Origin of the sequence: Bacillus cereus, assembly GCF_025917685.1 — a bacterium.
GTDB lineage: Bacteria > Bacillota > Bacilli > Bacillales > Bacillaceae_G > Bacillus_A > Bacillus_A cereus_AT.
The window spans coordinates 2250399-2272666 of the sequence record NZ_CP089518.1 but is presented as its reverse complement, the minus strand read 5'-3'; the positions used below and the strand labels follow the sequence as shown (position 1 = coordinate 2272666).

Below are 22268 nucleotides of genomic sequence, written 5' to 3'. Positions count from 1 at the left end.
CACCATGTTGGTTAAAAAATAGGAGGTATAGAAATGAAAAACCAAGTATCACTAGTAGTTGAACATAAATTGAATGACGTAACACCAGAAATGATTGACTGGTGGTGGGATAATATTGATAACCCTGAACGATATAAACTATGGCACCCAGAAGAACATGTTGATTTTAAGTGGTTAGTTGACCCTAAAGTACATGGACACGTAGGAGCCATATCAGCTTCAATCGAATCTGCGGGGGATGGACTGGAATTCCCGCTAAGAATTAGATGGGAAGATCCTAAAGATTGCCCTATCAATATCCATTACAGCCATGTTTTAATGGGTTCATGTTTAGATGATGATGACGATGTCATTTCACAAGTAATACATCAATACGAACAATCTGATAACGGTACAGTAATGACTTCTACATTCATTTTCCCAAAAGGATTACCACCATTTATTAATCTAAGTGGTTTATATAAACACAATGTAGAAGAAATGAGCGAGTTCAGCAAATTTTTACCGAAACTTTTTGAAGAAAATTTGTAAGGCAAGTTAACAGCTTTACTTTTAATAAGTGAATAACTAGAAAACAAATCGGCCCCCAACATTTTAGATATGTCTACAATGTTGGGAGCCTTTCAATATCAAATCAATCACTTTCCACTTTACTTCATTCGGGTAATGTACTCTTCCCTTCAAATGAAAAACACCTCCGTTGAATTGACATACTTAGTATGCGAATTCAGGAGGTGTTTTTTTCATGTGCCATTATTCGAGTTCACTTCATTATAATGGCGTATTTTCTAATCAATTATTATTTTCTATTCTTTATTTCCTCTTCAATACTTGCCGCAAATACATCTAGCAAAACAACATCCGACTTCTCTTCCCCATATTTCCGTACATTTACTGCTGTGTTTTCCATTTCTTTATCCCCTATTACAAGAACATAAGGAACTTTTTGCATTTGTGCCTCTCTTATTTTATATCCTAACTTTTCATCTCGTACATCTCTTTCTACACGAACGCCAGCTTGTGCCAATTTATCTGCAACCTCTTCTACATATTGCACGTGCACTGCATTCGAAACTGGAATGACCTTCACTTGAACTGGTGCTACCCATGCCGGGAATGCGCCTCCAAAATGCTCAATTAATATCGCTAAGAAGCGATCTAAAGATCCTAAAACTGCCCTGTGAATGACAACCGGTCTTCTCTTTTCATTCTTCTCATCTATATAATTTAAATCGAATTTCTCTGGCATTTGGAAATCGAGCTGGATTGTTCCGCACTGGTGACTTCTATTTAAAGCATCTTTAATATGGAAATCAATTTTCGGTCCGTAAAATGCACCGTCACCTTCATTTAGTCGATATTTATAATTTAATGAATGTAACACATTTTCTAATGCTGCTTCTGCTTGCTCCCATAACTTATCATCACCCATTGAATCTTCTGGACGAGTAGAAAGTTCTACTTCATATTCGAATCCAAAAGTTTTATATACGTAATCAATTTGCGCCATTACTGATTTGATTTCATCTTCAATTTGTTCTGGAGTTACAAATAAATGAGCATCATCTTGGCAGAAAGTACGTACTCTTAATAATCCGTTTAACGCGCCACTAAATTCATGGCGATGTACTTGACCAAATTCACACATACGAATCGGTAATTCGCGATAAGAATGTAATTTGTTTTTAAACATAAGCATATGTCCTGGACAGTTCATCGGTTTTAATGCAAAACTTTTATTATCCACTTCTGAGAAATACATATTATCTTTATAATGTCCCCAGTGCCCTGACTTCTCCCATAATTCTTGGTTCATCATAAACGGAGTGCGTACTTCTTGATAATTGTACTCTTTTTGAATTTCTCTTAAAAACGCCTCTAATTCATTGCGAATAATTTGTCCTTTTGGTAAATAAAATGGCATTCCCGGAGCCTCTTCCGAAAACATAAATAATTCAAGTTCACTGCCTAATTTTCGATGATTTCTTTTTGCTGCTTCTTCAACGAAATGTAAATACTCTTCTAGTTCTTTTTGAGAAGAGAACGCAACACCATATATACGCTGAAGCACTTGGTTATTACTATCACCTCGCCAATATGCACCTGAAACGTGAGTTAATTGGAATGCTTTCAAATAGCCAGTTGACGGTAAATGTGGTCCTCTACATAAATCTACAAATTCACCTTGTTTATATAGTGTTACACTTTCCCCATTAGGGATTGCTTCTAAAAGTTCTAATTTCAAGTGATCGTTCATTTCTTTAAACAGTTTTTTTGCCTCTTCTCGTGAGACCTCTACTCGTTCTATCTTTACATTTTCATTTATAATCTTTTTCATTTCTTTTTCGATTTTCGGTAAGTCTTCTACGTTTATGCTACTTGGAAGATCCATATCATAATAAAATCCATTTTCAATAACAGGCCCTACACCCAGGTTTATGTCACCATACATTCTTTTTACAGCTTGCGCTAAAATATGTGCAGCGGAGTGTCTTGCAATTTCTACACCTTCATTGGAATCTATAGTAATGATTTCTACTTCCACATTTTCTTCAATGTTTCGGCGTAAATCAAAAAGTTGATTATTTACTTTTCCTGCAACTGCTTTCTTTTTTAAACTACTGCTAATAGATCCAGCAATTTCTTCTAAAGTAATACCTGTCACAAATTCTTTAACGCTACCATCTGGAAATTTAATTTCAATCATCTGTTCTTTCATTTTTCATCTCTCCATTTCATAATAAAAAGCACACTCATCCCTAAAATAGGGACGAGCGTACTTATACCCGTGGTTCCACCCAGATTCCCATCACAAAATGCAATGGCTTCTTTTACGGTAACGTCGTTTACACGGCACTAGATACTTAATTTCCCCAGTGCAGCTCTAAGGTGGTAAGTTATTTTTCTGCGTTAGGAAGTTCTCAGCTTTCCTTCCTTCTCTGTATAACCGGTTAAAATAACTCGTGTCCTTTTCTTCGCTTATTATAAAATTGAATGCAAAAAAGCATATTCATCCCTAAAAATTAGGGACGAATATGCTTATATTCGTGGTTCCACCCAGATTCCCATCACAAAATGCAATGGCTTCTTTTACGGTAACGTCGTTTACACGGCACTAGATACTTAATTTCCCCAGTGCAGCTCTAAGGTGGTAAGTTATTTTTCTGCGTTAGGAAGTTCTCAGCTTTCCTTCCTTCTCTGTATAACCGGTTAAAATAACTCGTGTCCTTTTCTTTGCTTTTATAAAACATCCATTTATTGTTATTTAATATATCTTATTCATTTTATTTTTGCAAGTGTTAAATAATATTATTTATTTAATTTAAAAAAGTGAAACCAAAAAATATGGATTCACTTCTCAATTTTACCAATCTTGTGGTTCGTAATTTAAATCTGAAAATAGACGTCTTTTCTCTTTCTTCGATAAATCTCTCCACTGTCCAACCGGTAAATTATTCAATTCAATATTCATAATTCTCGTACGTTTTAACGTATATACTTGATAACCTAAAGCTTCACACATGCGGCGAATTTGACGATTTAGCCCCTGTGTTAAAATAATTTTGAACTCATATTTTGATAACTGTGTAATCTCACAAGGAAGCGTTTTTGTATCTAAAATTTTAACACCTGCTGCCATTTTCTCTAAAAACTCCGGTGTAATCGGCTTATCTACTGAAACGATATATTCTTTCTCATGCTTGTTTTCAGCACGTAAAATCTCATTAACAATATCGCCATCATTCGTTAACAAAATTAAACCGTCTGAGTCTTTATCGAGACGCCCGATGTGATTAATTCGTAAAGGATGATTCACTAAATCGATAATATTACCTTTTACTGCTTTTTCACTTGTACATGTAATACCTACTGGTTTATTTAAAGCGATATACACATGGTCTCGAGCAATACGAAGTTGCTCTCCATTTACTCGTACGTCATCACCTGGATTTACTTGGTCACCAATTTTTGCAACCTTACCGTTAATAATTACTCTTCTCTCATTAATTAACTTATCTGCTCCACGTCGAGACGCTTTTCCAGCTTCACTAATAAATTTATTGATACGCAAGTTAGGCACATCCTTTTCATAAAAAATTTCAAGCTCACACTGCTTCTACCGAACAATACAAAAGGGTAAGCCTCCTATTATAACTTAAATATATTAACATGAAAGGGTATATGACGTCTTCACTTAATTACATGTTTATTAGAAAATAATTGGTCTTCTTTTCCTTTTCATCTCAAACTGTTTAGCAGTCAATAGATTAACCCTTAAATATATCATCATTTATTTACTTTTTTCATAGATAATATACAGATGTAAGTTTGAATAATAACGCCTGAATAACTCAGAATATGTGAAAAACAAAAAAAGAATCCTTTTGGAAATAATCAAAATGGATCCTTCTTCAGCTAAAATAATACTAGTTTTTATATACAATTGTTCAATAATTATAATCTTTGATAGAAAACATCGTTCAACAAACAAAATAATTTCGAAATCCTCTAATTTTTTATGCTTCAATATTTTCTTCACATACTCCAAAAAGAAGCCCTTGATTATCTATACAATAAGCAAAGTAACCCATATTAGGAATAGCAGTTTTAGGTACAACTACTTGTCCACCATTTTCAATGACTTTATTTATGTACTCATCAACTGAAGGTACTTCAATCGAATTAGTCGTCCTAGTAGCACCATCAGGTGATTTCATTAATCCACCATCAATACCAGGTCGATCGCTTTCCCCCGTTATAATGAACCAATAGTCATGTGATCCAGGCATTTTTTCAAACTTCCATCCAAAACTATTTGTATAAAATTGAATAGCTTCTTCAGGGTTTGGGACTTGCAATTCAAATCTTAAAACTCTACTCATTTAAATATCTCCCCCTCTTATTCTTGTACAAAGTAATCATACAAGAACAAACGTTCTATATCAATTTTTTCAAAACTAGCTACTTAAATATGTTCTAACTTAATTTAGAAGCGGCAACAGACCATTCTTCCTTCCGAATAACTCTCTTCCCATTTATATTTTCAACATACTCATTTACATTTGCTAACTGGTATAACGCAGGAAAAATTTCTTTCATATAACTTTCATGTGCTATTTCATCTTGCCAATACGTTAATACTATGTAACGATTTTCAGTCTTTAAAGACTTTCCTACAACTCCACCTAATATCCCTTTTGCATTTTCCATTCCTTTATTCCAAATTGTTTCTTGCGCATGTAAAAAGTATTTTTCTTTCCCTTCCCCCACATCGCAAATTGCAACTCTTACAAATGAACCTTGTGCAATTACGTCTTTCAAAGAAATTTCTGTTATATCATACAACGTTTGAAACATTTCAATATTGCAGGAAGTATATGTGCCTTCTTGATTACTATTAAAAAAAATTGTATCATGGGCGTCATTCATGAATGATTGATATGCATTTCTATCTTTCCATAAAGTATACACACATGCTTCATCTTCATTCCACCCACCAAATTGTCCATAGAATCCGTCTAAATACTGTAAATCACGCCATTTTTCTTGCGCATCAGAAAACAATTCCCTTTTCTCTTCTTCCACCTTGCAAAATATTGTTTTTAATAGCATTTCTATTCCCCCTTATGATATGATACGATCCATTTCCCACTTGCAATACTTTCTACTTTTCCGCCTACACTAACATTAATTTTACTCGCTACTTTTTCAGCTTGTATATGTATTAAAGAAGGCCTGTTTATTTCATATCCTTGTTCAACACGCATATCTACCTTTTCTGTTCCAAAATAACGATATTTTAGAAGATACGCTGCTAAACATTCGTTTGAGCTTCCTGTTGCCGTATCCTCTGGGATTCCATAGTAATCTGCAAAATTCATTTCTTTTGCTACTGTCTGCATTTCCTCACTGGAAACTTCCTAATTTTCCATAAACACTGCAAGTTGATTCCTGTATACTTACCTCGTGAGAAGACATATACAATATAAAAATCCAAATCCCTCACTCCTCTATTTTACTTCAATACCTATTGTTTACATAACAAAATTATGATGAATTAAAAACGGATATTCTTCAAATAATCCCCCGCTCTTTCTATCAACCAATTACCAAAGGTATCTAAAAACGATAAAATTTCTTCTATATCTTTTATAGGCTCAATTACATATTGTAATGCCTTCCTCATATTCTTTTTTTGCTCGGAAAAATGCTTACTAAATAGTGCATACGCTGGGTATAAGTCCCTGGAATAAAGCCCTTCTCTATCAATTGTTAATGCTAGACCGGCTCTGATTATTATTTTCATAATCCACCGACAGCAATCCTCTATATCATCCACGTCTTGATTATGAATTAACTCTTTGTGTGCTTGTTCAATTTGTTTCCGCAAATGAATGAGATGTTCATACGCTATCTCCTGACTTACTTTATATTTAGGTAAAAATAATTTTACGTCTTCACCCAATATACACACACTATGTGTTTGAATCATAAATCCTATAAAAGAAAAATCCTCTGAGTTTATTACTTCTTTTTCACTATAAAAACTTAACTCCACTCCTGATATACAAGTAAACTGCTGTGTAATTTGGACTTCTAGCTTCTTTCTCCAGCTTAAGTTTATTGCCTTAGGGTCCTTTTGAACTAAAATAATCATATCTACGTCTGCAATACCTTCTATTCCAATCCCTCTTGGAATAGAACCTCTTATATAAACACTATGCAAATCATCCCGTAACAATTGACAACAAGTATCCTTTATTTCTTGTATTACCTCCCAAAACACAGGCTGAATTTTATTCAAATGTGCATCATTTATAATAAATCCTTGATCATCCACAGGACAAAAACGCCCTATTTTTTTTATTCTTGGCAATTTATCAACTCATTCCCCTTCAAAATATTGTTTTACTCCCCATATTACATATATTATAATTCGAATAATTCAGAATTAAAAACAAAAAAATAGGACGTAAACACTCCTATAGGGTCGTTTACGTTCTATCTCTTTTATCATCATTCATTTTTCAAATACATAATAACTATTCTGTTCGGAATCATGTGATACAGTTATAACTTCATTATCCTGGTAAATATGTATTTCTGACATTGATATCAGAAATCCTTAAGCTACAGTAACTACAATAAAACTTACTAAAATAACTAATAGATATGTTAGTATTCGTAGGAGTGCACCACTTCAAGTTTAGATAAGTAACAGATAGTTCAAGATACTACGTTTAAATTGATAATCTACATAAAATCAGCATCCTTCAAATTATTCCGCATATCTTTCCATATGCTGTCTATATAACTTCCACCCATCCATTTCTTTCTTAAAAACTTCCATCGCTAAAACAGATGCTATTTTTTTATCCTGCAAATAAAACTCTACAATAGCAGATAATATCAGTTCGTTCTCCATTCTTAAACTATGTGTTAAGTCTTTATATTTCCAATAAGGATTTTGTCCTTCATAACTTTTTAATGTTTCAATATTATCTTCTTTATATGTATCGCCTCGGTATACCTCATAGTCTCTATCACTGTAATACCCAAAGTAACCTATAAAATCATTTGATACCCAACTATTTATTTTTTCAATATTACCAGCATTTAAATCTTTACGATATTCCTCTACCGCATGTAAAGCTTCGTTCCTCATAGAATATATCTCCTTATATTTTCTTATATCATTTTTATATTCTCTTCTATATAAAATTCCCCTTCATAATATCGTTCAAACTTCAATTTTTAATATATAAAAAGCCATAAACAAATTAGGAAAGCCTCATTGTTTATGACTCATTCTATTTACTTTTCAAATAAATAATAAGTAATCTCTCCCGGATAATGTAATACAGTTACTTTCCGATCCCCTTTTTTAAAACTAACAGTATGTCCGTTTTCCCCTAAGTTCTCCCATCCGGTTGCCTCCGTAATAGGCATAACACTTATATATTGATAATTCCCTTCATTATCATCATTAACATGTATTGCTGACATTGGTATTGGAAAATCTTCAATTTTGGATTCTTTGTTCATATATATGAGTGCAAGTAAACCAACTAATAACATAGCCGTTGCAATACTTGAAGCTCGTTTTTTTCTTTTCGTTCCCACTAAAAATCCCCTTTTCTTACATAATATCTTCATTATTTTAATAGTTTTAATTATTCATGTATAGAATAAACATAATTCGAATTATTTCTGTACTATACTCTTTGCCTTCGATAACATTATTGTTATATATTTTAATTATAAGTTTTTAGAATTTGGAGGATTTATATATTGAAGAAATTACTTTTAAACAAATGGCTGCTTTTGGTTTCTATTCTTAGTATTGCCAGCACTATTTTCTACACAACTAAAGCTCAAAAAAATGCTGAAAAAGCAACTGTAGAAACCGTTGATACCACAACTTTCCGAACTCAATTGCAACCTAAATTGAATGAATTAACTACTAATTATAATGACATAATTGAGAAAGATTGGTTGCCTGCCTGGGAAGAGATTAACACAAACGGAGATTCAGTAGATAAAAACAAACTATTAGTTACAATGAATACTGTTTCTAAACAATATGAAACAATTATTAAAGAAATAGACAATATGAAAAACGAAGAAAATATAACGGAACCACATATACAAAAGCAACTAGTCTATTTCACAACTGAATTTAAGGCCGCTTCTAATTTCATGAAAAATGCAGCAGATTTGATTATAGACGGATACAACAATTCTACTCCAACCAATGAAACAATTGAAAATACAAAGCATGCTTTAGGGCTTGCAGATCAACATATTGTAATCGCTTTGTCTACTTTAAATGAAATAAAAGATAAATTAGGAATATCAAAAAAATAAGTTTATTTACTATTTTAAAATAAAAAATGATTGCAATTCACTTATAGTGTATCTATAATGTGTTTATTGATTATAGATACTTATGATCAATGCATTTCGTTATTAATTTTATAATTCGGATGAACCATTCAGGAGAAGGTCTATTGATCTACCGACGGGGCAAAAAGTTGCTGAACCAACTTTGAAACTCTCAGGTCTTGTTTACAAGTAGAACTGCATGGGGACGAATCTCTGGAGAGACTCCCTCTCGCTTTTATATAGCGCGGAGGAAAACGAGCACCGAAGGAGCAAATCCGCTAATCTAGCGGATAATCTCTCAGGTAAAAGGACAGAGACAAGCGAAAGAAAATGCCGATTTGTATCGGTTTATTTTTCTATCCCTTGTTTCTCCAGAGACCATTTCATTTCCTTGAAGTGGTTTTTATTTTTTCTAAAAAAGGAGAATACAGATGGAGACAGTAAGTACAGTATTAGAACAAATTAATCAGTATGTGTGGGGGTTGCCAACTTTGTTGCTACTCGTTGGGACTGGTATTATTCTCACAGTGCGCTTAAAAGGTTTACAGTTTAGTAAACTAATATACGCTCACAAACTAGCTTTTAAAAAATCAGAGGATTCATCATCTTCTGGGGATATTAGTCACTTCCAAGCACTGATGACAGCTATGGCTGCAACGATTGGTATGGGAAATATAGCTGGTGTCGCAACTGCCGTGACAATCGGTGGACCCGGCGCAATCTTTTGGATGTGGATTACTGCTTTATTCGGAATGGCAACAAAGTATGCCGAAGCAATCCTTGCAGTGAAATACCGTGTTAGTAATGAAAATGGTGAATACTCCGGTGGACCAATGTATTATTTAGAACATGGTTTAGGGAAGAAGTGGCTAGCTGTTTTATTCGCCATATTTGGAACAACTGCTTCTTTCGGTATCGGTAATATGGTTCAATCTAATTCAGTTGCAGAGGCAATGCGAATCAACTTCTCTTTCCCTCCTGCATTAACTGGTATATTCATGTCATTCTTAATCGCTATTGTTATTTTAGGCGGTGTAAAAAAAATCGGGAAAGTGACGGGATATATCGTTCCTATTAAAGCTTTCTTTTATATAATTGCTGGCCTTATTATTATTTTCTATCACTTTGATCAAATTCCAGAGGCATTTTCACTTATTTTTTCTGGTGCATTTAATGGTACTGCAGCGGCTGGTGGTTTTATTGGCGCAACGGTTGCATCAGCTATTCAAATCGGAATGGCGCGCGGTGTATTTGCGAACGAAGCTGGTTTAGGTAGTGCTCCTATCGCAGCGGCTGCTGCCAAAACAGATTCACCTGCAAAACAAGCTTTAGTTTCTATGACTGGTACTTTTCTTGATACATTTATCGTATGTACAATTACAGGACTTGTATTAATTACAACAGGTGCATGGAAGTCAGGTAAAACTGGAGTTGAAGCTACAACACTTGCATTCCAATCTGTATTCGGCACCGCTGGTAGTATGATCCTTGGTATTGCCATTATTTTATTCGCCTACTCTACTATTTTAGGCTGGTCTTATTACGGTGAGAAATGCGTCGCTTATTTATTTGGAGAAGGTGCTGTTCGATATTATAAAGCAATTTTTATCGTTATGATTGCTATTGGGGCTAATTTAAAATTAGGTGTTGTATGGACATTTGCCGATATCGCGAATGGGCTTATGGCGATTCCGAACTTAATTGGTCTTATTGGGTTAAGTAGTGTCGTTGTCGCTGAAACAAATCGGTTTTTACAAGCAGAAAAATTGAAAGTATTAAATAAAAAACGTGCCAGTTAATTTATTTCTAAAAGGAATGACTCATAAAGTGAGATCATTCCTTTTTCTTTTTATGCCTCATCTTTATTGTATAAAACATACCATTTGCTTCTGAACTTCCGACTCTCTATCAGCTTTTGCAATTCCTTTTTCTTCAATAACATGTTTATTTATAGTTTTATATTTTACATACGTATAAAATTCCGTTTTAAATGGAAATGGTGTAACCCGAATCCTTTCTTCGTCCACCCATTCAGCTTGTATAAGTTTCCGCTCCTTGTTATTAAACATTTCTGTTCCTTCAAAACCATCTTTAAATAAATCAATTTCATCTTTCTTTTTTACACCAGGTTTATTCATACATACATATAATGAAAGCTCATCACAAAACTTTAATAGCCTATACTGTTTATCAAACATAGCATACTGTTCTTTTGTTAACGTTTTCAAAATTCTTTTTTGTCGATCCAATTCTCGTTTATAAAAAGACATCATCTCTTCATCTTCTTCATTTAGCGGAAATGATAAAAAGTGTTTACTACAAAGCAATGCCCCGTATGGATTTGAAACTTCAATTTCATTCAAACCGATTGTATAGAATACAAAGCGTAGTGAGCTTGGACAATCCATAAATGTATATGGAACATTTTTAGCATCGTTCAAAATCGGGATTTTATCTAACCCTATCCAGCCTCTATCATGCTCATATATAGCATCAATTGTCTCTTTTAAGTATGTTTTATCTTCAAAAAAATCTTCTTTTATATACCTTGCAATCTCTCCAGCTAAAAAACCATGATCATGTTGACGAATTAATATACTTTTTTTCTCATTCTTTTCACGAAAAATCATCCGTATACTCCCCCTCACCTTCATAATATAGCTTTTGGTATACATCAATTCTTAATAAATCCCTTTTAATTAGCAGGGATTCAGCTTCTTTCAACGAAATTAACATAACTATACAGCATTCTTTCTAATCACAAAGATAGCTTTATCTGTACTAACCATTATACTAAAACATTCATTCTAAAAATTTTTTTATGAGGTGAAAACATGAACAAAACAGAACTAATTAAAAACGTAGCACAGTCAGCTGATATTTCTCAAAAGGAAGCTTCTGCAGCTGTACAATCCGTATTTGACACAATTGCTACTGCATTACAATCTGGCGATAAAGTTCAATTGATCGGTTTTGGAACTTTTGAAGTACGTGAAAGATCTGCTCGTACAGGGCGTAATCCGCAAACTGGAGAAGAAATTCAGATTGCTGCTGGTAAAGTTCCAGCATTTAAAGCAGGAAAAGAATTAAAAGAAGCTGTTAAATAAACAAGAAACCAGCCATTTTATAGGCTGGTTTCTTGTCTATTTCTTATTTAAGCAGTTTCTTTATATTTTCTGCATGATACACTTCACAAATATAAAATACACATTTGCAGTTACTTACAATTTGATATTTTCTAGTTGGATAAACATTCGCCGCAACAGAACATCCATCAAACAACTCGATAATATTTCCGGATGGCTGATATCCTTCGTATAATACATTTCTTCTTACTTCCATCTTTTCTATAAGCTTTTCAACTGGAATATTCCCATTCTCTAATTCTTGCTTTATAGTATGTGGTAAAAATGAAGTGTCCGCAAAAATTAGATTTTCAGATAACACCTTACCTTTATAACTAACATTAGATACGCGGTACAGAAATGTTCCGTTTTTATCAAAGAAATTCTTCGCTTCTTTCGGAATGTACTGTCTATCAAGTACCTCTTGTTCGAGAACATCAAACTGAACTGTATCATTCAAAAGCTTTTCTAAAGCATGAATAGATGATGTATCTCCAGAAAATAAAACATTTTTAATTGCTTGTACATTATAAGTAAATTCGTTTTTTCTATTTTCCGCCACTAACATGAGGAACACCTCTTCTATAAAATATTTTATTAAACTTATTTATAATTTAAAAGCGATACCGCGTCTAACTGCGTAATTTCAGTTACTTCTTTACTAAATATTGCAATTGCAGCCATATAACCCACACTTGGCCTTACATCTTCCATCATTGTATTTTCTGATAACTCTTGTCTATCCTTAAAAATTAATAATTTTGGAAGATCATTTGGAGCTGATACTGTAATATCTACTGGTGGAATCAATAGTCCTTCACCTGTCGCTTTCAGTACTGCTTCTTTTCGAGTCCAATATGTTAAAAAACCTTCTATTTTTTGTTCATTAGGTAATTTCATAATTTGTGCTATTTCAATGTCTGTTAATACACCCTCTGCCATTTTCATAACATCTACATTTGGATTCATTTGTTCAACATCAACACCGACAGATGCAGATTTTGTAAATGCAACGACAACCCACTCACCCGAATGTGAAACGGATAATTGTGGCATCCCTTCTGGTAATTGCGGTCTACCATGTTGTAACTTACATACCGGGCACATTCGATCAATCGGCACTTGAACTGGCGACATAGAAAGTATCTTTCCAAGAACTAACCTACTAATTACACAACCTACTATAAAACGTGCACGATCTGCCGAATGATAATATGAATTTGCTTTCTCTCTCTCTACATCATTTAGCAAATTGTAATGCCATGATTGCAAATCTGAAATTCTTGCCCACCATATTTGACAATCATTCTCATTCAAAGTTGGTACAGAATCTACAACTTCACTCTCTATCATGTAAACTCTCTCCTTTTAAATGCCAATATCACTTTATTTCAAAAGAGTATTAGCATGCCGCAACTCATTCATTTACAACTTCTTTCTCTTTTTGTAATACAGATAACGGCTTTTTATTCTTCTTTGGCATTACCTCTTTATCAGAAATACGTAAAGCAAATAGTAATGCTATGAGTAAAAATATCGCTGATCCAATTAATGCTGCTTGATATGGCATGTAATCGGCCGGGGCATTATTTTGTACACTATTATTTCCAAAACCAGCTAGTATACTAGCTAAAACAGCAACTCCTATTGCAGATCCTAATCGGTTTTGCACATTAAATATAGTAGTTGCTCTCCCCATAGAAGGTGGCGTGATATTGTTAAAAGCAGAAAATTGAACTGCACCGACAGATTGGCCTAAGAAAATACCTATGCCAAACAATAATGCCCGTATTTGCCATGGATTCGTATCATAATTTACAAAACTTAATAATACAAATATAACCGCGGTACTTATTAATCCAATAGAGATTACCTTTCGAGCACCTAATTTCTTATACGTCCATGGTACAATTTGTGAAGAAATCATTAATCCAATCGCTTCTGGGAATGTCGTAAGACCTGATTCCAGCGCGGAAACTCCGATTACATTTTGATACATAAGCGGAAAAATAAATAGCATTCCTAGTAAACCAGCAGATGAAAACAAGGATATGAGACTCATTTTTCTAAAAACGGGTTCTTTTAATAAGCGTAAATCTAACATCGGTTGCTTTACTTTCAGTTCTACAATTATAAACAGTGAAATGAATATAATCCCAGCTATCCCAGTACTTATTATTTCTGGAGAAATCCATCCTTTTGACGGACCTTGACTGAGTGCATAGATGAGCATCGCAAAACCTGGTGCTGAAAGAACAAAACCGAGAGAATCAAAACGACCAGCTGATTTTTCAATATGCTCTGCTAAAAATAGAAGTCCAAATAGCAACGCAATGATACCAAACGGCAGATTAATATAAAATGCCCAGCGCCAAGACATTTGATCTACAAAGAAACCACCAATAATTGGTCCAATCGCTGGTGCAACAGCAATTGGAAGTACAATAAATCGAGAAATTTTGGGTCTTTCCTCTGGTGAAAATGTTCGGAATAACATCGCCATCCCCACTGGTGTTAAAAGCCCCCCACCAGCACCTTGCATGATACGAAAAATATTCAATGAAGTAATATCGTTCGCTACACCGCATAATGCAGACGCAGTTGTAAATACGAAAAGAGCGGTTAGAAATACTCTTTTCGTACCGAAGCGATCTCCTAACCAACCAGAAATAGGAAGAAAAACAGCTAAGCTAACTAAATACCCAACATTCACTGTCCCCATTGCAGATGGGGGCACTTGCAGTTCTTTACTTATCGTTTGCAGTGCTACATTCACAATCGTTGCATCCATCGCAGCCATAAACATCGCTGTTATATATACGATACTTACAACTACTTTCGGATTTATTTTTTCCTTCATTATCGTTTTCCTACTAATATTTTTTCGCCAACTTGATTACTTTTTGGATTCAAATCTTTCCACTTATTTTCAACATATTGTAAACAATCATTCCTACTAGCCTCTTCATGTACGACATTCCAACCAATAGGTACTTCGAGAAAGACAGGCCAGAGAGAATACTGACCCTCCTCATTTTTTAATACTTTATATGTGTAATTATCATTTTCGAATGGATTCGTCATACTGTACTTACCCCTTTCTTTTCCTGCAAATATTTCGCCAGTACTTGTCCGATTTCTGTAAGCGGACCTGGCTGACATAAATCTTTATGTCTACAATCAATATCGTGCTGCACAATTCCTCCGTCTAAATAATTTAGCCACGTATTTGGAGAAATTGGATCAAACCAGTCTGGTATAACAGTAGATCTAAAGAATAAAATATCTCCGTTATAAACTTTCGGTACATATTTCCCTAACAATCCTACTGAATTCACATATGTTTCTTTCAAATTCAAAATTGTCTCTTCTTCAAGACTTGCTAATGCACTTCCATCTTTGCGAAGTATTGCAACAGCGCTTTCCATAGTAAGTGGTTTACCATCCATATTATCTGGATCATATCCACCTAAAGCAAGTAATGCGATTAATGCTTCTTCTTCAGTAGGTGCTTCCGTATTCGGTAAGAAGTGACCAGGATAAGAATCCAGCATAACGAGTAATTCTACTTCTTCTCCTTCATTTTGTAGTTGCGCCGCCATTGCATGAACAACATTTCCTCCAAGCGACCACCCTAGTAAACGATATGGTCCGTGAGGCTGTACTTCACGAACGTGTTTCAAATAATCCGCCGCCATCTCCTCTAAGCTTTTTGGAAGCTCCTCATTTTCAGCGATACCACGTGCTTGTACACCATAGATTGGATAATCTGTTCCTAAAGATTTCATAAGTCCTGCATAGCACCAACTTAATCCACCTGCTGGATGTACACAAAATAGTGGTAATTGATCTCCGCTTGCTCGTAATGGAAGTAACACATCAAGTGCACTTTGACCATTCCCCATTTCAAGTCTTTCAGCAAGCCCTGCAACAGTAGGTGCTGCAAATAAAGTTCCGATATTTAGTTCCACTCCAAGTGCCTCTTTTATGCGACTCATAAGCTGCACTGCAAGAAGTGAATGACCACCCAGATCAAAGAATCCGTCATCAATTCCAATTTGAGGCACACTTAAAACTTCTGTAAACAAGTCACATAGCATTTCTTCTTGCGGTGTTCTCGGTCCGCGACTAGAAGATGATGCAGTAAATTCTGGAGCTGGCAATGCCTTTCTATCTAATTTACCGTTTGGTGTTAAAGGCAACTCATTTACTACTACAAAAGCGTATGGAACCATATAATCTGGCAAACTACCTCCAGCATGCTGGCGCATTTCATTCGTATCGATCGTTTCATTATTTGATGCGACGATATAAGAAACTAATCGTTTATCCCCTGGTTGATCTTCCCGTACAATAACGGCTACTTGTTCAACTTTATCGTGTTTCATTATTACCGCTTCTATTTCTCCTAATTCAATTCGGAATCCACGAATTTTAATTTGATGATCTGCACGCCCTATATAATCTAGCGTCCCATCTTGACGCCAGCGCGCTAAATCTCCGGTACGATACATTCTTGTACCTAGCTTACCAAATGGATCTGCGATAAAACGTTCAGCCGTTAATCCTGCTCTTCCTAAATATCCACGAGCGAGTCCTGCACCTGCAACATACATTTCTCCAACTACTCCTGGTGGCACTGGTTGTAAATAGTTATCTAATACGTATACTTTAAGATCTGGTATACTGCACCCGATTAAACTATTTGCTCGTAAAGAAACGATACTCTCATCTAACTCAATATAACTAACATGTACCGTCGTCTCCGTTATACCGTACATATTAATAAGTTTCGGTGCGTTATGAGGATGACGACTATACCAATCTTCTAATCGACTTAGTTCAAGTGCTTCTCCACCAAAAACAACATATCGTAAAGATAATTTTTGACCAACCTCTTCATTTTCACGATCTGCTTGCATCAATTGATAGAACGCTGATGGAGTTTGGTTTAAAACAGTAACCTTTTCCTTAACAAGAAGCTGTAAAAATTCTTTCGGCGAGCGACTTACAGTATGTGGTACTACAACTAAACGCCCTCCATATAATAAAGGTCCCCAAATTTCCCAAACCGAGAAATCAAAAGCATATGAATGGAACATCGTCCACACATCGTATGCGTCAAATTGGAACCAATGATCGGTTGCTCCTAAAAGTCTTACTACATTTTGATGAGGTATCATAACCCCTTTCGGTCTACCTGTTGAGCCTGACGTATAAATAACGTAAGCAATATGTGAAGGAGATAACGGCTTCATGCGCTCCATTTCATCAATATTGTCTTCACTATATTTCTCAATTTCTTCTATTACGTTCACATCATCAACTAAAATCTTTAGTGCCTCATCACATTCAATTTCTACACTTGCATTTGTTAACACACATGATGGTTTCGCATCGTGTAGCATAAATGAAATACGATCTGACGGATAATCCGGATCTAACGGAAGATATCCGGCACCTGCTTTAAGAACAGCAAGTAAGCTTACAACCATATTTAAAGATCTCGGCATCGCTAAAGCAACGAGTTGATCCGGACCGATTCCTTTTGCTATTAACGAACGAGCTATTTTATTCGCTTTTCTATTTAACTCTTCATACGTTAGCTTTTCATCTTCAAAGACGACAGCAATAGAATTTGGATTTACATGAGCCTGCTTTTCAAATAATTGTGGCAATGTCATCTCGGGCACAATTTGAAAACCACCATTCCACTTTTCTAAAACTGTATTTCGCTCTGCTAAAGTTAATATTTCTAATCTACCAATTGATTGATCCGGATGTTTCGCTGCATCATCTAATAATAGAATGAATCGTTCTATTATTTTTTGAATCGTTTCACGTTTATATAAATCGGTACTAAACTCTAACAATCCGTGTAAGCCATTTGGAGTACCATCAACTCCATTACTCTCGCTAATTTCAAATGTTAAATCAAATTTTGCAGAACCAACACTTTGAATTTCAAGGCTCGCTTCTAAATCTGGGACATCAAACGTCGCTTCAGGCGTATTTTGGAAAGCTAACATAACTTGAAACAGCGGATGACTATTTCGGGTACGTACTGGGTTTAACACTTCAACGAGTCGTTCAAATGGAACATCTTGATTTTCATAAGCTGCCAGATTTACCTGCTTTACTCTATTTAATAATTCTTTAAAACTTGGATCTCCTGATGTATTTGTACGTAACACTAATGTATTCACAAATAAACCAACTATATTTGATAGCGCATCGTCATTTCTTCCGGCAATCGGACTTCCAATTGGTATATCAGTCCCAGCACCTAGTCTTGTAAATAGCGCGCTTAGTCCTGCTTGCAACACCATAAACAAACTAACCCCATTATTACGACCAAGCTCTACTAACCTACTATGCATACCTTCATCTATATGAAAATGAATTGTTTCCCCGCGATAACTCGTTTCCATTGGACGTTGATAATCTGTAGGCAACTCCATTTGATCTGGTAAACCTTTTAGTTCCTCTTTCCAAAAATCTAATTGTGTTGAAATAAGACTTTCTGGTGTCGTTTCGTCACCTAGTAATTGCTGTTGCCAAAGTGAATAATCTGCGTATTGCACTGGAAGTGCCTCCAGTTGAACTTTGTCACCTTGACATCTTGCTTTATAAGCCGCTGTAAAGTCTCTCGTTAACGGTTGTAATGACCATCCATCTCCTACAATATGATGTAAAAGAATTAGTAAAACATGTTCGTTGTCACTCACTTTAAAAAGTTGTAAACGAACTGCTGGCTCAACATCAAGATTAAAGCTATGTCTTACCGCCTCTGCAAGCACACTTTCTAATTCATCTTTACATGTTTTTGTTATCATCATCTCTAGATTTAAGTCTTCCATATTTAAAATTTTCTGATAGGAACTACCTAATACGTTAGGGAAAATTGTTCTAAGTGTTTCATGTTTCTTCACTACATCATAAAAGGCACCTTGCAGTGCTTCCTCGTTCAATTTTCCAGACATACGAATGACTAACGGAATGTTATAAGTAGGACTTGGACCTTCTAAACAATTTAAGAACCATAACCTGCGCTGTGCGAATGAAAGCGGAACTTCATTTGGTCTACTTACTTTCTTAATAGCTGGTCTTGCGCTTTTTGCACGATCCAACTGTTTCGCTAATTCAGCAACAGTTGGCGATTCAAATAGTTTTCCGATTCCTAATTCCACACTTAACGTTTCACGAATTCTTACCATTAAACGAGATGCAAGAAGCGAATGACCACCCATTTCAAAGAAATTATCATCAATACTAATTCGCGAAATACCAAGTACTTCTGCAAATAAATCACATAGTATTTCTTCTTTCGGATTTCTAGCACTTCTCTCATTGTTCATTCCATTAAAATCAGGAGCAGGTAATTTCTTTCTATCAACCTTACCATTTGGTGTTAATGGTAATTCTTCTAGTACAACAAATGCTGATGGTACCATATAATTCGCTAAACTTTCTGAAATATAAGAACGGATTTCTGAAAGATGAATCGTTTCCTTCTCTTCGGCAACGATATACGCAATGATTCGTTTATCATTTGGGCGATCTTCTCGTACCATTACTACCGCTTGTTGAATATTTTCATGTCGTTGTAATACCGTTTCAATTTCAGCTAATTCAATTCGGAAACCGCGAATTTTAATTTGATGATCTGCTCGGCTCACGTACTCTAACACACCATCGTTACGCCATTTCACAAGATCACCTGTGCGGTACATACGCTTCCCTGGTTTTCCATAAGGATTTGCAACAAACCGTTCAGCCGTTAAATCAGGTTTTCCTAAATATCCGTTCGCAAGTCCTTCTCCTGCAATATATAATTCACCGATAACTCCAGGTGGAGCTGGTTGTAACCCTGCATCCAAAACATACACTTCTGTATTCCAAATTGGCTTTCCAATAGGAGGTATACCACTTTCACTTTCATCAATGTTCATGTAAGTAGACCAAATTGTCGTTTCAGTTGGTCCATATAAGTTACTTATAGAGCAACCTAATTCTTTTAATTTATTTGCTAAATGTGCTGGAAGAGCTTCACCACCAACGAGTACGTTTAGCCCTTGTAGCCTCTCTGGATATTCATTTACTAACGCCTGCCAGAGCGTCGGTGTAGCTTGCATAATTGTCGCTCTTTCTTCTAGTAAAAGTGTCGTTAACACAGAAGGCTCTTGGATTACTTCTTTTTGTGCAATTGTTATACTTGCACCACTAATAAGCGGTAAATAAATTTCTAGAGCAGAAATATCAAACGCAAACGTCGTAACTGCTAATAAATGATCGTTTTCATTTAATGAAAACGTATGCTGCATAGCTAATAAAAAGTTACTTAAACCTTTCATAGGAACAATTACACCTTTTGGATTTCCTGTTGATCCTGAAGTGTAAATTGTATACGCTGGGTTTAAAAGTGATTCATCATTTTTAAATGGTATATTCATATGAGAATATGTTTTTAACGCTATTTTCGTTTCTTCGCTATCTAATATGATTTTTTTAATATCATTTTCTATAACTAAAGTAGATGAAACAGATGAATGTGTTATGATACAAACTGGTTTTGCATCATTTACTATATAATTAATTCGCTCGGCTGGGTATTCTGGATCTATCGGTAAATACGCTGCACCAGCCTTTAAAACTGCTATCATACTAACTACCATTTCTATTGATCTTGGAAATACTAAAGCTACAAACTGATTTTGTCGTATTCCTTCTTTTACTAAATAGTGCGCTCGTTCATTCGCTCGTTCATTTAGTTCTTTATACGTAAGTTTTATCCCGTTACAAGTAACTGCTATTTTATTTGGATGTTTTTGTACTTGTTTTTCAAATAATATAGGTAAAGTGATTAGCTCTTCAGCTTCCTTCGTTTCATTCCATTCCAATAAAACTTTATGATTTTCTTCAGGAAGGGTAATATTTATTTTTCCAATCGACTCGTCTTTGTGATAATCATTTATCACTAATTCTAATAGATTCATAAATCTTTCTTTATGCAATGCTAGTTCCGTATCACTATATACTTCCGGATTCGCATCAAAATGAATCATTAACTCATTTTCATCGAAGCGCTTATATACATTTATCGATAAATCATCGACAGGTCCTGCTGATAAATTATGTGTAATACCTCGATTTCCAGCAAAGTTAAGCCCATAATCAAAAGGCATAACATTCACTAACGGCCCAAATAACCTTTGATTTTCACCTAGTAACTTTAAGTCTCTTCTTAATTCCTCATGACGATATTTATGATGGCGACGTATATCTCGAATTTCTTTAGAAACTTGCTGTAATAATTCCGCAAGAGTTATATTTGGAGTTACAGTGAGACGAAGTGGTACTAAATTCATTACCATGCTCGGTGTATAAATAGATGCAGAACCGAGACGCCCCATCATCGGTAAGCCTAAAACAATATCATTTGCACCTGTTAATTTATGCATATAAATACTTGTTACAGCGACAATAAATTCCGGCCAACTTGTTATCGACACTTTTGTATCTTCTAGCAAAGCTTTCGTACTAGAACTAGATAAATAAGCTGTTTCTCGTAAAAATCCATTTGATGTTCTCGGCGCTCGTTCTGCCAAACTTATAACTTCCGGTACATCTGCAAATTTTTCTAACCAAAAAGTACGATTTTCCTGAAATTGTTTAGATTTACGATACTCATTATCTTCTTGTACAATTTTTGCAAGAGAACCAAATGGCTTTTCAGTTTTATTTGTTTCTTCTATAAGTGCTGTATATTCATTCGCTACCTTTTGGCTAAGAAGTGAAAATCCATAGCCATCCATCAAAATGTGATGGATGCGCTGATACCAAAAGAAACGATTATTTTCAACTTGAATAAGTGCTTCAGTAAATAATTTATCCTCTTTTAAATCCACGGGCATAGATAAATCATTTTTCATCCATACTTTAGCAGCTTCTTCAGGATCTTCTTCTTTACAAACGTCAATAAAATGCATATAAAACTTTGACGGTTCCTCAATAACTTGCCATGGACCAATTTCATCCTCTTCGAAACGAACATGAAGTGCTTCTGCTTCTGTTACAACTTTACGTACAGCTAATTCGAAAATTTCTTGATTAATCGTTCCGTTTATTTCTACATATTCCCCAGTATTATAAATCGGATTAAGCGGATCTAATTGTTGCGCAAACCACATACCAGTCTGCGCAGATGATAACGAATGACGAACCTTTTGACTATTAGGCATTCTTTACTACCCCTTT

General features: G+C 35.0%; 18 protein-coding genes, 1 riboswitch and 2 other annotated features. Of the genes, 4 read left to right on the top strand and 14 right to left on the bottom strand.

Translation table 11 applies throughout. The annotated features are described in order from the left end of the window. Positions 1 to 33: 33 nt before the first annotated feature. Entirely contained in the window at positions 34 to 531 is a 498-nt protein-coding gene (locus LUS72_RS11730; protein WP_097833325.1) for a DAPG hydrolase family protein, read from the top strand. Positions 532 to 799: 268 nt separating this feature from the next. On the opposite strand, the gene thrS is transcribed toward LUS72_RS11730, so the two are convergent. From thrS to LUS72_RS11690, 8 genes are all read right to left on the bottom strand, one after another. Beyond that, positions 800 to 2719: a threonine--tRNA ligase gene (gene thrS / locus LUS72_RS11725; protein ID WP_097833324.1), complete on the bottom strand. Its 1920-nt coding sequence runs from the start codon at positions 2717 to 2719 to the stop codon at positions 800 to 802. A gap of 44 nt (positions 2720 to 2763) precedes the next feature. After that, positions 2764 to 2985: a binding site (T-box leader), on the bottom strand. Between the two features lie 37 nt (positions 2986 to 3022). Continuing rightward, positions 3023 to 3244: a binding site (T-box leader), on the bottom strand. Between the two features lie 120 nt (positions 3245 to 3364). After that, entirely contained in the window at positions 3365 to 4072 is a 708-nt protein-coding gene (locus LUS72_RS11720; RefSeq protein ID WP_001222156.1) for a pseudouridine synthase, read from the bottom strand. Between the two features lie 445 nt (positions 4073 to 4517). Further along, positions 4518 to 4883, bottom strand: a complete 366-nt coding sequence (locus LUS72_RS11715; protein ID WP_097832036.1) for a VOC family protein — start codon at positions 4881 to 4883, stop codon at positions 4518 to 4520. Positions 4884 to 4977: 94 nt separating this feature from the next. Beyond that, complete coding sequence (locus LUS72_RS11710; RefSeq protein WP_097832035.1) at positions 4978 to 5613, bottom strand: YdbC family protein; 636 nt, start codon at positions 5611 to 5613, stop codon at positions 4978 to 4980. A 2-nt stretch (positions 5614 to 5615) separates the two neighbouring features. After that, on the bottom strand, positions 5616 to 5903 hold the full coding sequence (locus LUS72_RS11705) for a PhzF family phenazine biosynthesis protein (protein WP_240523219.1): 288 nt from the start codon (positions 5901 to 5903) through the stop codon (positions 5616 to 5618). Positions 5904 to 6058: 155 nt separating this feature from the next. Next, positions 6059 to 6877, bottom strand: coding sequence for a nucleotidyltransferase (locus LUS72_RS11700; protein ID WP_097832034.1), 819 nt, complete (start codon positions 6875 to 6877; stop codon positions 6059 to 6061). 402 nt (positions 6878 to 7279) lie between these two features. Then, on the bottom strand, positions 7280 to 7666 hold the full coding sequence (locus tag LUS72_RS11695) for a DUF4440 domain-containing protein (protein WP_071771422.1): 387 nt from the start codon (positions 7664 to 7666) through the stop codon (positions 7280 to 7282). Between the two features lie 149 nt (positions 7667 to 7815). Continuing rightward, positions 7816 to 8160 (bottom strand): hypothetical protein, encoded by a 345-nt coding sequence (locus tag LUS72_RS11690; RefSeq protein ID WP_170961038.1) that lies wholly within the window; start codon positions 8158 to 8160, stop codon positions 7816 to 7818. Positions 8161 to 8292: 132 nt separating this feature from the next. Between LUS72_RS11690 and LUS72_RS11685 the strand changes: the two genes are divergently transcribed. Together LUS72_RS11685 and LUS72_RS11680 are read left to right on the top strand one after the other, a co-directional pair. After that, a complete protein-coding gene (locus LUS72_RS11685; protein WP_097832033.1) occupies positions 8293 to 8868 on the top strand; it encodes a hypothetical protein in 576 nt (191 codons plus the stop codon). Positions 8869 to 9089: 221 nt separating this feature from the next. Next, positions 9090 to 9210, top strand: a riboswitch (glycine riboswitch). Positions 9211 to 9317: 107 nt separating this feature from the next. Next, positions 9318 to 10685, top strand: coding sequence for an alanine/glycine:cation symporter family protein (locus LUS72_RS11680; RefSeq protein ID WP_097832032.1), 1368 nt, complete (start codon positions 9318 to 9320; stop codon positions 10683 to 10685). A gap of 63 nt (positions 10686 to 10748) precedes the next feature. On the opposite strand, the gene LUS72_RS11675 is transcribed toward LUS72_RS11680, so the two are convergent. Then, complete coding sequence (locus tag LUS72_RS11675) at positions 10749 to 11516, bottom strand: DUF3891 family protein (RefSeq protein ID WP_097832031.1); 768 nt, start codon at positions 11514 to 11516, stop codon at positions 10749 to 10751. Positions 11517 to 11720: 204 nt separating this feature from the next. Between LUS72_RS11675 and LUS72_RS11670 the strand changes: the two genes are divergently transcribed. Next, a complete protein-coding gene (locus LUS72_RS11670) occupies positions 11721 to 11993 on the top strand; it encodes an HU family DNA-binding protein (protein WP_002157910.1) in 273 nt (90 codons plus the stop codon). Between the two features lie 43 nt (positions 11994 to 12036). Here the strand turns inward: LUS72_RS11670 and LUS72_RS11665 are convergent, their stop codons facing one another. The 5 genes from LUS72_RS11665 to LUS72_RS11645 form a co-directional block, all read right to left on the bottom strand. Beyond that, positions 12037 to 12579 carry a cold-shock protein gene (locus LUS72_RS11665; protein WP_097832030.1) on the bottom strand — a complete coding sequence of 181 codons (543 nt, stop codon included), beginning with the start codon at positions 12577 to 12579 and terminating at the stop codon, positions 12037 to 12039. A 35-nt stretch (positions 12580 to 12614) separates the two neighbouring features. Continuing rightward, on the bottom strand, positions 12615 to 13364 hold the full coding sequence (sfp, locus tag LUS72_RS11660) for a 4'-phosphopantetheinyl transferase Sfp (RefSeq protein WP_097832029.1): 750 nt from the start codon (positions 13362 to 13364) through the stop codon (positions 12615 to 12617). A 64-nt stretch (positions 13365 to 13428) separates the two neighbouring features. Beyond that, a complete protein-coding gene (locus LUS72_RS11655; RefSeq protein WP_097832028.1) occupies positions 13429 to 14871 on the bottom strand; it encodes an MDR family MFS transporter in 1443 nt (480 codons plus the stop codon). After that, positions 14871 to 15095 (bottom strand): MbtH family protein, encoded by a 225-nt coding sequence (locus tag LUS72_RS11650; protein ID WP_097832027.1) that lies wholly within the window; start codon positions 15093 to 15095, stop codon positions 14871 to 14873. The genes LUS72_RS11655 and LUS72_RS11650 overlap by 1 nt, the downstream gene beginning before the upstream one ends. Further along, on the bottom strand, positions 15092 to 22252 hold the full coding sequence (locus LUS72_RS11645) for an amino acid adenylation domain-containing protein (protein ID WP_097832026.1): 7161 nt from the start codon (positions 22250 to 22252) through the stop codon (positions 15092 to 15094). The genes LUS72_RS11650 and LUS72_RS11645 overlap by 4 nt, the downstream gene beginning before the upstream one ends. Between the last annotated feature and the right edge of the window lie 16 nt (positions 22253 to 22268).

Excerpts from the sequence above, each read along its gene's own strand:
- LUS72_RS11730 (WP_097833325.1), top strand. The coding sequence starts at position 34 with ATGAAAAACCAAGTATCACTAGTAGTTGAACATAAATTGAATGACGTA.
- thrS (WP_097833324.1), bottom strand. The coding sequence starts at position 2,719 with ATGAAAGAACAGATGATTGAAATTAAATTTCCAGATGGTAGCGTTAAA.
- LUS72_RS11715 (WP_097832036.1), bottom strand. The coding sequence starts at position 4,883 with ATGAGTAGAGTTTTAAGATTTGAATTGCAAGTCCCAAACCCTGAAGAA.
- LUS72_RS11710 (WP_097832035.1), bottom strand. The coding sequence starts at position 5,613 with ATGCTATTAAAAACAATATTTTGCAAGGTGGAAGAAGAGAAAAGGGAA.
- LUS72_RS11705 (WP_240523219.1), bottom strand. The coding sequence starts at position 5,903 with ATGCAGACAGTAGCAAAAGAAATGAATTTTGCAGATTACTATGGAATC.
- LUS72_RS11695 (WP_071771422.1), bottom strand. The coding sequence starts at position 7,666 with ATGAGGAACGAAGCTTTACATGCGGTAGAGGAATATCGTAAAGATTTA.
- LUS72_RS11680 (WP_097832032.1), top strand. The coding sequence starts at position 9,318 with ATGGAGACAGTAAGTACAGTATTAGAACAAATTAATCAGTATGTGTGG.
- LUS72_RS11675 (WP_097832031.1), bottom strand. The coding sequence starts at position 11,516 with ATGATTTTTCGTGAAAAGAATGAGAAAAAAAGTATATTAATTCGTCAA.
- LUS72_RS11670 (WP_002157910.1), top strand. The coding sequence starts at position 11,721 with ATGAACAAAACAGAACTAATTAAAAACGTAGCACAGTCAGCTGATATT.
- LUS72_RS11665 (WP_097832030.1), bottom strand. The coding sequence starts at position 12,579 with ATGTTAGTGGCGGAAAATAGAAAAAACGAATTTACTTATAATGTACAA.
- sfp (WP_097832029.1), bottom strand. The coding sequence starts at position 13,364 with ATGATAGAGAGTGAAGTTGTAGATTCTGTACCAACTTTGAATGAGAAT.
- LUS72_RS11655 (WP_097832028.1), bottom strand. The coding sequence starts at position 14,871 with ATGAAGGAAAAAATAAATCCGAAAGTAGTTGTAAGTATCGTATATATA.
- LUS72_RS11650 (WP_097832027.1), bottom strand. The coding sequence starts at position 15,095 with ATGACGAATCCATTCGAAAATGATAATTACACATATAAAGTATTAAAA.
- LUS72_RS11645 (WP_097832026.1), bottom strand. The coding sequence starts at position 22,252 with ATGCCTAATAGTCAAAAGGTTCGTCATTCGTTATCATCTGCGCAGACT.